This is a genomic window from Streptomyces sp. NPDC006450 (assembly GCF_040612195.1).
GTDB lineage: Bacteria > Actinomycetota > Actinomycetes > Streptomycetales > Streptomycetaceae > Streptomyces.
Window position 1 is genome coordinate 1 of the sequence record NZ_JBEXPT010000166.1, and the last position, 10849, is coordinate 10849.

The 10849-nt window shown below is 71.4% G+C and carries 7 protein-coding genes; 3 read left to right on the plus strand and 4 right to left on the minus strand.

Annotated features, from left to right (window positions below):
• Positions 1-129: 129 nt before the first annotated feature.
• Positions 130-771, minus strand: a complete 642-nt coding sequence (locus ABZY57_RS30080; protein ID WP_356517271.1) for an NUDIX hydrolase — start codon at positions 769-771, stop codon at positions 130-132.
• Positions 772-851: 80 nt separating this feature from the next.
• On the minus strand, positions 852-2504 hold the full coding sequence (locus ABZY57_RS30085; protein ID WP_356517273.1) for a CTP synthase: 1653 nt from the start codon (positions 2502-2504) through the stop codon (positions 852-854).
• A gap of 470 nt (positions 2505-2974) precedes the next feature.
• On the opposite strand from ABZY57_RS30085, the gene ABZY57_RS30090 reads away from it, so the two are divergent.
• Both ABZY57_RS30090 and ABZY57_RS30095 read left to right on the plus strand, forming a co-directional pair.
• Positions 2975-4780, plus strand: coding sequence for a glycoside hydrolase family 15 protein (locus ABZY57_RS30090; RefSeq protein ID WP_356517275.1), 1806 nt, complete (start codon positions 2975-2977; stop codon positions 4778-4780).
• 51 nt (positions 4781-4831) lie between these two features.
• The gene (locus ABZY57_RS30095) at positions 4832-6214 is read left to right on the plus strand and encodes an FAD-binding oxidoreductase (protein ID WP_356517277.1); all 1383 of its coding nucleotides are present in this window, start codon (positions 4832-4834) and stop codon (positions 6212-6214) included.
• Positions 6215-6217: 3 nt separating this feature from the next.
• Here ABZY57_RS30095 and ABZY57_RS30100 read toward each other — a convergent pair whose 3' ends face one another.
• Positions 6218-7855 carry an NAD(P)/FAD-dependent oxidoreductase gene (locus ABZY57_RS30100; RefSeq protein WP_356517279.1) on the minus strand — a complete coding sequence of 546 codons (1638 nt, stop codon included), beginning with the start codon at positions 7853-7855 and terminating at the stop codon, positions 6218-6220.
• 15 nt (positions 7856-7870) lie between these two features.
• Positions 7871-9391, minus strand: a complete 1521-nt coding sequence (locus ABZY57_RS30105) for an APC family permease (protein WP_356517281.1) — start codon at positions 9389-9391, stop codon at positions 7871-7873.
• A 181-nt stretch (positions 9392-9572) separates the two neighbouring features.
• On the opposite strand from ABZY57_RS30105, the gene ABZY57_RS30110 reads away from it, so the two are divergent.
• A partial coding sequence (locus tag ABZY57_RS30110; protein ID WP_356517283.1) for a PucR family transcriptional regulator ligand-binding domain-containing protein occupies positions 9573-10849 on the plus strand: 1277 nt, incomplete at its 3' end.

The window sequence follows — 10849 nt, forward strand, 5'->3', positions numbered from 1 at the left end:
GCCCGGACCCCCTGGGGCTCCGCCCGGACCCCGGGAACGGCGCCTCAGGGCACGACCGCCCGCACCCGCCCACCGGCGCCCACGCCAGGCGGCGGTGGCGAGCACCCCCACCGGCGCGTCAAAAGGGTGCTACGCCTCGTACGGGCGGGCCGGCCAGGGGGCGTCCGCCGGGCGGAGCGAGGACAGGGACGGGTCGGCGGCGAGGGCCGCCGACAGGGCCAGGACTCCGGTGACGAGCCCGGGATTGCCCAGCTCGCCCGCCAGGACGCCCCGTACCAGCTCCGGCAGCGGTACCCAGGCCAGCTCCATGTCCGCCTCCTCCGAGCCCGACTCCGCGTAGCGCTCGCCGTCCGCCGCAGCGACCCCCCGCGCGAGGAAGATCCGGATCGCCTCGTCCGAGCCGCCGGGGGACGCGTAGAAGTCGGCCAGCACCCGCCAGTCCTCGGCCTTGACGTGCGCCTCCTCCTGCAGCTCGCGCTGCGCCCCGTGCAGCGGGTTCTCCCCCACGACGTCCAGCAGGCCCGCCGGGAGCTCCCAGAGCCGGCGCCGCACCGGGTGGCGGTACTGGCTCAGCACCAGCACGCGCCCCTCCTCGTCCAGGGCGAGCACGCACACCGACCCGGGGTGCACCTGGTAGTCGCGGCGGGCCACGGACCCGTCCGGCATCCGCACCTCGTCGGAGGCCACCGCCGTCTTCGCGCCCTGGAACGGCCGCTGCGCCGACACCGTCTCCCAGGATTCCGCCGTATCCCTGATGGCCTTGTTGTCCATGCCCCGAAGCCCTCCACAACGCGCGACAGCCGGGGTACGGATCTCCGTACCCCGGCTGCCAACGTTATGCGGTCGTGCGGCTACTTCGCGGCCTGCTGCCGTTCCACGGCCGCCTTGACCAGACCCGCGAACAGCGGGTGCGGGCGCGTCGGGCGCGAGCGCAGCTCCGGGTGGGCCTGGGTGGCCACCAGGTAGGGGTGGACCTCGCGCGGGTACTCGACGTACTCGACGAGCTTGTTGTCCGGGGAGGTGCCGGAGAAGACCAGACCGGCCTTCTTCTCCAGCTCGCCGCGGTAGGCGTTGTTGACCTCGTAGCGGTGGCGGTGGCGCTCGTCCACGTACGCCTGGTCTCCGTAGACCTCGCGCACGATGGAGCCCTCGGCGAGCTTCGCCGGGTACATGCCCAGTCGCATGGTGCCGCCCAGGTCGCCCGCGCCCTCGACGAAGGCCAGCTGCTCCTCCATCGTGGAGATCACCGGGTTCGGGGTGGAGGCGTCGAACTCGGTGGAGTTGGCGTCCTCGATGCCCGCCAGGTTGCGCGCGGCCTCGATGACCACGCACTGCAGACCCAGGCACAGGCCGAGCAGCGGGATCTTGTTCTCGCGGGCGTAGGTGATGGCGCCGACCTTGCCGTTGACACCGCGGTCGCCGAAGCCGCCGGGGACGCAGATCGCGTCCACGTCGCCGAGCACCTCCGCGGCGCCCGCCGGGGTCTTGCAGTCGTCGGAGGTGACCCACTTGATCTGCACGCGGGCCTTGTTGGCGAAGCCGCCGGCGCGCAGCGCCTCGGTCACCGACAGGTAGGCGTCGGGCAGGTCGATGTACTTGCCGACGAGCGCGACCTTGACCTCGTGGTCGGGGTTGTGGACGCGGTCGAGCAGGTCCTCCCAGACCCTCCAGTCCACGTCGCGGAACGGCAGGTCGAGCTTGCGCACGACGTAGGCGTCCAGGCCCTCGGTGTGCAGCACCTTGGGGATGTCGTAGATGGACTTGGCGTCGATCGCGGCGACCACGGCGGCCTCGTCGACATCGCACATCAGCGAGATCTTGCGCTTGATCGAGGTGGGGACCTCGCGGTCGGCGCGCAGGACGATCGCGTCGGGCTGGATGCCGATGTTGCGCAGCGCCGCGACGGAGTGCTGGGTGGGCTTGGTCTTCAGCTCGCCGGAGGGGCCGATGTAGGGCAGCAGCGAGATGTGCACGACGAAGACGTTGTCGCGGCCGACCTCGTGGCGGACCTGGCGGACGGTCTCCAGGAACGGCAGCGACTCGATGTCGCCGACGGTGCCGCCGACCTCGGTGATGACGACGTCGACGTCGTCGGTCGCCATGCGGCGGATGCGGTGCTTGATCTCGTTGGTGATGTGCGGGATGACCTGCACGGTGTCACCGAGGTACTCGCCGCGCCGTTCCTTGGCGATGACCTGCGAGTAGACCTGGCCGGTGGTGACGTTGGCCGAGCCGTCGAGGTCGACGTCGAGGAAGCGCTCGTAGTGGCCGATGTCCAGGTCGGTCTCGGCGCCGTCGTTGGTGACGAACACCTCGCCGTGCTGGAACGGGTTCATCGTGCCGGGGTCGACGTTCAGGTACGGGTCGAGCTTCTGCATCGTGACCCGAAGACCGCGCGCCTTCAGCAGCGCACCCAGGCTGGAGGCCGTCAGGCCCTTGCCGAGGGAGGAAGCGACACCCCCGGTGACGAAGATGTGCTTGGTCGTCATGGATTTGGGCGGCATCGCCAAGAGGGGGCTCCCGTGGTCGCGAGGTGAGGTGCGTCCGGCGCCGGCCACCATCGAACCGGAGGCTCTCAGGGGGCGCCGAAGCTGCGGTTTCGGGGCTCCTGATTCGCACAGGCAGACCACCGGTCCACGGGATACCAGCCTATCAGCGCCCGAGCCGGTCCGCCTCCGGCCACGCGGCGGGGGCAGCGACCGGGACGTTCGTGGGGCCCGTCACGTCGGCATCACCCCCGTTCACCCGTTCGGCCGAACCCCATTGTCCTCGAGCTGACGGGGATCACTAGGGTGCCGTCTTGTCTGCTCGGATCTCGATCACACCCCTGCCGAGCGGCCCCGCGAACGGCGTAACCCGTCCGCTTCCGGAATCATGGGCTGGACGCGGCGATCCACATCACCGGAGAATCCGCGACATCGCGCAATGCAAGCGCCCTTCGGGGCGGACGTGGCTGTTCGACTGGAGATGCAACGTGTCCGGGCGCATCGAGGATTACGCACTGATCGGGGACATGCAGACCGCGGCTTTGGTCTGCCGGGACGGGGCGGTGGACTGGTTGTGCCTGCCGCGTTTCGACTCCCACGCCGTCTTCGCGAGCATTCTGGGCACCGAGGAACACGGGTTCTGGCGGATCGGCCCGGCGTTCCCGGCCGGCGCCGAGGCCCCGCGCGCCACCCGGCGCCGCTACAGGGGCGACTCGCTGGTCCTGGAGTCCGAGTGGGACACCCCGCGCGGCACGGTCCGCGTGATCGACTTCATGCCGCCCCGCGAGAACCACGCACCGCAGATCATCCGCATCGTGGAGGGCATCAGCGGGCGCGTCCCCATGCGCTCCGCGCTGCGCATGCGCTTCAGCTACGGCCGGGTGGTGCCCTGGGTGCACCGGGTCGACGACCGGACCGTGGCCGTCGCGGGCCCCGACTCGGTCTGGCTGGACACCGACGCGCAGACGTACGGCAAGGACCTCACCACGTACTCCGACTTCACCGTCGGGCCGGGCGACCGGATGGCCTTCTGCATCAGCTGGCAGCCCTCGCACAAGGAGCCGCCGCAGCCGCCGGAGGCCGAGGAGGCCCTCGCCGCGACCACCGAGTTCTGGCGCGACTGGGTCGAGCAGTGCACGTACCACGGTCCCTACCGGGAGGCGGTGATCCGCTCCCTGATCACCCTCAAGGCGCTCACCTACGCCCCCACGGGCGGGATCGTCGCCGCGCCCACCACCTCCCTCCCGGAGGAGATCGGCGGGGTCCGCAACTGGGACTACCGCTACACCTGGCTCCGCGACGCCGCCATCACCCTGTCCTCGCTGCTGCGCACCGGCTACCGCGAGGAGGCCCGCGCCTGGCGCGAGTGGCTGCTGCGGGCGGTGGCCGGCGACCCGGAGAACCTGCAGATCATGTACGGGATCGCGGGCGAGCGGGAGCTCGGCGAGACCGAGCTGGACTGGCTGCCCGGGTACGAGAACTCCCGGCCGGTCCGTGTCGGCAACGGCGCCGCGGGCCAGCTCCAGCTCGACGTGTACGGGGAGGTCACCGAGGCCCTGCACCTGGGCCACATGACCGGCCTGGCGCGCAACGACTACGCCTCGCTGCTCCAGCTCAAGCTGATCCGCTACCTGGAGACCCACTGGGACCAGCCCGACGAGGGCATCTGGGAGGTGCGCGGCCCGCGCCGGCACTTCGTGCACTCGAAGGTGATGGCGTGGGTGGCCGTGGACCGCACGATCAAGCTGATCGAGAGCGGGGACGCGGACGGGCCGCTGGAGCGGTGGCGCGAGATGCGCGACGAGATCCACCAGGACGTCTGCGAGAAGGGCTACGACAAGGAACGCAACACCTTCACGCAGTCCTACGGGTCCAAGGAGCTGGACGCGTCGCTCCTGCTGATCCCGCAGATGGGTTTCCTGCCGCCGGACGACAAGCGGGTGATCGGCACGATCGAGGCGATCCAGCGCGAGCTGTCGACCCCCGACGGCTTCATCCTGCGCTACCCGACGGCGGGTGCGGAGGCGGGCGTGGACGGTCTGGAGGGCGACGAGGGCGCCTTCCTGGCCTGCTCGTTCTGGATGGCGGACGACCTGGCGATGATCGGCCGGGTCGACGAGGCCCGCCGCCTCTTCGAGAAGCTGCTGTCGCTCCGCAACGACCTGGGTCTGCTGGCGGAGGAATGGGATCCGAGGCTCCAGCGGCAGGTGGGCAACTTCCCGCAGGCCTTCAGCCACGTCCCCCTGATCGACACGGCCCTGCGGCTGACGGCGAGCGGGGCGTACGGGGGCTGACTAACCTGGAAGGGTCGTCTGCCCTTCCGCCTCTCCCGGAAGGGGGTAGCCATGGCTCCCCTCTCGAAGGCGGGCACGGCACTTGCCGAGCTCCGCGAGGACCTGTCCGGCGCCGTCCTGGTTCCGGAGGATCCGGGATACGACCAGGCCCGCGCCGTGTACAACGGGATGATCGACCGCCGGCCGGCCGTCATCGCGCAGTGCGAGAGTCCGGTGGACGTGGTGACCGCCGTGCGTTTCGCACGGCGGCTCGACCTGCCGATAGCGGTGCGCGGCGGGGGCCACAGCGTGGCCGGGATGTCCCTGAACGACGGCGGCCTGGTCGTGGACCTGCGCCGGATGCGGGAGGTGACGGTCCATCCCGGGGCCTCGGCCGTCCGCGTCGAGGGCGGCGCCACGATGAGCCATCTCGACCGGGCCTGCGAGCGGTACGGGCTGGCGACCACCGGTGGCCGCGTCTCCACCACCGGGGTCGGCGGCTTCGTGCTGGGCGGCGGCACCGGGTGGCTGGACCGCAGGTTCGGCCTGGCGGTGGACAACCTGCTCGCCGTGGACCTGGTCACGGCCGACGGGCAGATGGTGACGGCGACCGAGGAGGACCACCCCGAGCTGTTCTGGGGGCTGCACGGCGGCGGCGGGAACTTCGGCATCGCGACCTCGCTGACCCTGCGGCTGCACGAGCTGCCGGTCATGTCCGTCGCGTTCCTGCTGTACCTGCCGGAGCACGGGCCCGAGATGGTCCGTGCGTACCGGGACGTCATGGAGGACGGGCCGCGCGAGGCCGGCGGCGGCGCCCTCTACCTGACCGGCCCGCCCGAGGAGTTCGTCCCCCCGCACCTGGTCGGCCTGCTGCTGGCGGGGGGGCTGATCACGTACGCGGGTCCCGTGGAGGAGCTGCGCCGGCTGGCCGCGCCGCTGCTGGCGATCCCGCACGAGGCGGAGATGGTGACGGCCCTGCCCTACCCGGACCTCCAGTGCATGCTCGACGATCCGCCGGGCCTGCGGAACTACTGGTCCGCGGAGTACCTGACCGGGGTGCCCGACGCGTTCGTGGACGTGTTCTGCGCCCGCGCGGACTCCATGCCGGTGCCGAGCGGCACGCAGCACGTGGTGTGGCCCCAGGGCGGCGCGATCGCCGAGGGCCCGGCCGACTACCCGGTGTCGTTCCGGGACGCGCCCTGGGCGGTGCACCCGTTCGGCGCCTGGGAGGACCCGGCCGACGACGAACGCGTCCGCCGGTGGGTCAAGGACGTCCGCGCCGACGTCCAGCCGTGGAGCACCGGCGCGGTCTACCTCAACTTCACCGGGGACGAGGGCACGGACCGGGTGGCGGCCGGCCTGGGGCCCGAGAACATGCGGCGGCTGGGCCGGTTGAAGCGGGAGTACGACCCGGACAACGTCTTCCGCTTCAACCACAACATCACGCCCGCCTGAGGCCTACGTGAGGGCGGTGATCACCTCCTTGGCCGCCCGCTCCCCCTCGGTCGCCCCGCCTTCCATGAACCCCTGGAAGTCGTAGCTGCAGTGCTCGCCGCCGATGTGGATCCGGCCCTGCGCGGTGCCCTCGTACTTGGCGTACTTGTGCAGGTAGCCGGTCGGCCAGTACGAGTACGCGCCCAGCGCGTACGGGTTGCGGTGCCAGGCCGACACCTGGGCCTTGCCGTTCCAGGCCGCCTTGGTGCCGGGGAAGAAGGCGTCGATGCCGGTGAGCATCCTGCCCGCGAGGGCGCGTACGTAGGGGTCGGAGTCGGTGGCGAAGGGGGTCGCCGGGGTGATCGCGCCGGCCAGGGTGCCGCCGCCGTACTGGAGCAGGATGCCGCCGTTGCCCGACTGGACCTTGGTGGTGTCCCAGGTCTGCTGGACCTCGCTGTCGGTGAAGCAGTCCCCGGCGGAGACCCCCGGCCAGGGGCCCGTGCCGCGCCAGGGGCGGCTGGTGAACTGCATGTTGAGCTTGGTGCAGTAGCCCATGCGGGCGTCGCGCAGGAGGTTCTTCATCAGCGGGTCGAAGCCCGCGCCGGTGATGTCGATCCGCTGGAGGATCGGCAGCGGCAGGCACAGGATGGTGTGGTCGGCGACGACCGTCCGGGTGGCGCCCGCGTCGTTGAAGGTCAGCGTCTGGGTGCCGTCGGCGGAGACGCGTACGGCGACCAGCTCGCGGCCCATGACGGTCGAACCGGCGGGCAGCGCCTGGGCGATGGCGTTCGGCAGCTGGTCGTTGCCGCCGGTGATGTGGTAGCGCTCGTTGGACAGGCCCCACACGTTGAAGTTGCCCGGGTTGGGCTGGTAGCCCATCAGCAGGACCAGCGCGAGGGCGGACTGCTGATCGGTGTCGGCCCCGTACTCGACGTTGTACGCCACGTCGATGAAGCGGCCGAGCTGCGATCCGTGCCCGCCGGGGATGCGGGTCTCGATCCACTGGTGGATCGTCATGTTGTCGAGGGCGGTGCCGGCCGGGGTCGAGGAGTTCCAGGCGACCTCGCCCGCCTCCTGGAGGTCGCGGCGCAGAGCCTGGTAGACGGCGTTGAAGTCGACGTCCGCCTGCTCGCGCGGATAGTACGTCCCGTTGAACCAGAGGACCTCCTCCGCCCCGTTGGGGCCGCCGCCGAGGAAGTCCTCGGTCGGGAGGTTGAAGCGGCGGCACAGCTCGAGGATCTTCTTGTGGCTGGTGTCGATCAGCTCGCCGCCGATCTCGGAGGTCTGCCCGTAGGCCCACAGGGAGCGCTGGGTCCACATCCGGCCGCCGACGCGGCTCGGGTTGGCCTCGTAGAGCGTGAAGGGGACGCCCGCGTCCGCCAGGGTGAGGGCGGCGGTCAGGCCCGAGATGCCGGCGCCGACGATGGCGACGCGTGCGGGGCTGACGGGCTTCTTGTCGGGGGCGGCCTCCACGGCGTGGGCGAGTGCCGGGGCTGCCGCCGCCGAGGCGACGGCGGTGCCGAGGCCGAGCGCGGCGGCGCGCCCCAGGAGCTGGCGGCGGGTGGAGCCGCGGACCTCGGCGACGGGCAGGCCGAGCCGGCGGGCGGCGGCGTGTTCGGCGGCGAGCCGGCGGAGCGCGTGCATGAGCGGCGTACGGGCCATGGCGGTGGCTCCTTCTCAGACGTTCGCGGCGGAGGGGGCGGGCTCGTCGGTGCGTTCGGCGGCGTCTTCCAGGACGACGCGGCCGATGATCTCGTAGCGGGCGGGGGCCTTGAACTTCAGCCACAGGCCGAGTCCGAGCCCGCCGAAGAAGACGGTCCCGACGATCCACGGGATCAGGGTGAAGAAGAAGGAGTCGGCGGCCAGCCCGGCCGCCGTCTTCATGTTGACCAGCAGCAGGACGACCACGGCGGCCATGGCGATGCCGCCGATCAGCGGGGCCGTGAAGGTCCGGAACCAGTGCCGGTCCTCGGGGTGGTTCTTGCGGAAGTAGCCGATCACCGCGAAGGAGCACAGCGTCTGGACGATGAGGATCGCCATGGTGCCGAGGATCGCGAGCAGCGTGTACAGGTGGATGTACGGATCCTGCCCGGTCAGCCAGAACAGCGCGACCAGGCCGGTGGCGATGGCCGTCTGCACCATGGAGGAGATGTACGGGGAACCGTGCTTGGGGTGCGTACGGCCCAGGCCCGGGTGCAGGAAGCCCTCGCGGCCGATGGCGTAGAGGTAGCGGGCGGCGCACTGGTGGAAGGCCATGCCGCAGGCGAAGGAGCCGGTGAGCAGCAGCCATTGGAAGGCGTCGACGGCCCAGGCGCCGATGAAGGTCTGGGTCGGGGCGAAGAACAGGTCGAGCGGGCTCGCGGAGGCGGAGAGCTCCACGGACTTGGTGAGTCCGTTGCCCGCGATGGTCATCCAGGAGACGTAGATGTAGAAGAGACCGACGCCGACGACGGAGATCAGGGTGGCCTTGGGGATGACCCGCTTCGGGTCGCGGGACTCCTCGCCGTACATGGCCGTCGACTCGAAGCCGACCCAGGACCAGAAGGCGAAGAAGAGGCCGAGCCCGGCGGAGGCGCCGGTGAAGGCGTTCTTGGGGTTGAGGGGTTCGACCGGGATGCCGTCCGGACCGCCGCCCGCGATCAGTACGGCGGTGGCGACGGCGAAGAGCACGGCGATCTCTGCGATGAGCATCACGCCCAGGGCCTTGGCCGTGAGGTTGATGTCGAAGTGCGCGAGAGCCGCGGTGATCGCGAGCATGGCGACCGCGTAGACGATCCAGGGCAGGTCTATGCCGAGCTGGTCGTGGACGGTGGTCTTGGTGAAGTAGGAGAAGACGCCGACGATCGAGGCCTCGAAGACGATGTAGGCGAGGACCGCGAGCATGCCGGAGGCCATGCCGGCGATCCGGCCGAGGCCGTGCGAGATGTATCCGTAGAAGGCTCCGGCGGCGGTGATCCGCTTGGCCATGGCGACGTAGCCGACGGCGAAGACGGTCAGTACGGCGGTCGCGAAGAGGTATCCGGCGGGGGCGCCGATGCCGTTTCCGAAGCCGACGGCGATGGGAAGGTTGCCGGTCATCGCGGTGATGGGAGCGGCGGTGGCGACTGCCATGAAGACGACACCGATCAGGCCCACCGAATTGGCTTTCAGCCGTTGGACCTGGGGTGCGCCGCCGCCGGTGCTGCTATCCGTGCTCATGGCTCCTCGTTCCTGTCGTGAGGGCGCTCACTCTCGCCCCGCGTGACGTACACCACAATCGGCAGTCGGTCCGATAATCGCCTTATGGAGACGACGAGTTGTCGGGCCGGACGGGGGTAGATGGAACCCCGTAACCGCTCGGTGATGTGCACGGAACAAGAGCCCCGGTAGCGTCCGGCATATGGACAATCAGGGCGGGATCACGGTTCAGCGGGCACTTGAGCTGCCGGGGCTGCGCGGCGGGCTCCCGGAGGTGGTGGCCTGCGCCGACCGGCTGGGCCGGACCGTGCGCTGGGTGCACGCCGGCGAGGTCCCCAACATCGCCTCCCTGCTCAAGGGCGGCGAGCTGCTGCTGACCACCGGCCTCGGCCTCGGCACCCGCCCGGCCGAGCAGCGCGCCTTCGTACGCCGCCTCGCGGACCGCGGCATCGCGGCGCTGGTCGTCGAGCTGGGGCCCCGCTTCACCCGGCTCCCGGCGACTCTGGTGGAGACGGCGCGGGCGGTCGGTCTCCCCCTCGTCCAGCTGCACCGGGAGGTCCCCTTCGTGACCGTCACGGAGGAGGTCCACACCGAGATCGTCAACGGGCACTACGCACTGCTGCAGCGGGCCGAGGAAGTCCACCGGCGCTGCACGGAAGCCCTGCTCGACGGCGGCGGGATCCCCCAAGTGCTCCACATCCTGGCGGACTTCACGGCGAACCCGGTCTTCCTGGAAACCCCCGACGGCCAGTTGCTGTACGCGGCCGGCCCGGGCGCCGGGGACGCCGCGGCGGACCCGCTCCAGGTCTGGGAGGGCCTACGGGGCCAGCGCGACGCGGAGCCGTCCGGCAACGCCGTGGTGGTCGACGTCCCGGGCGGCGGCCGCGGCACGGGCTCGGTGCGGGCCCGCTTGGTCCTGCTGGGGGTGTCCGCCCCGCTGCTGCCCGTGCACCGGATGGCCGCGGAACGGACGGCCGGCGTACTGGCCGTCGTGCTGATGCAGGCCCGTCAGGAGGACGAGCTGGCCGCGCGCGGCCGCGGCGACTTCCTCACGGACCTCGCGGAGGGACGCATCTCCGCGGAGGACGCCCCCGCCCAGGCCCGCGTCCTGGGGTTCAAACCGGGCCCCGGCCCGCTCCTGCCCATCGTCATGCGGCTGGCCTCGGACCTGGCCCCGTCGGGGAACTGGGCGGTCCTGGCCCGGGCCGTCCTGGAGGAACTCGCCTCCGTCGGCGTCCCGGTGCTCCTCGGGGTCCGCCCGGTCGAGGGCCGGGTCCCCCTCCTCGTCTCCCTGCGATCCGACGCCGAGCGCACGACGGTGGCCGACCGGGTCGCGGCGGCGCTGCGGGCCGGAGTGGAGCGGGCGGGCCTGGACCGTGCGGGGGCCTCGCCGGCGGTGGTCGTCGGCGTCTGCGGAAGCTGGGCGGCCGCCTCGGCGGGCCTGCGCCACGCGGCCGAGACGGCCACCGCCGCGGGCGG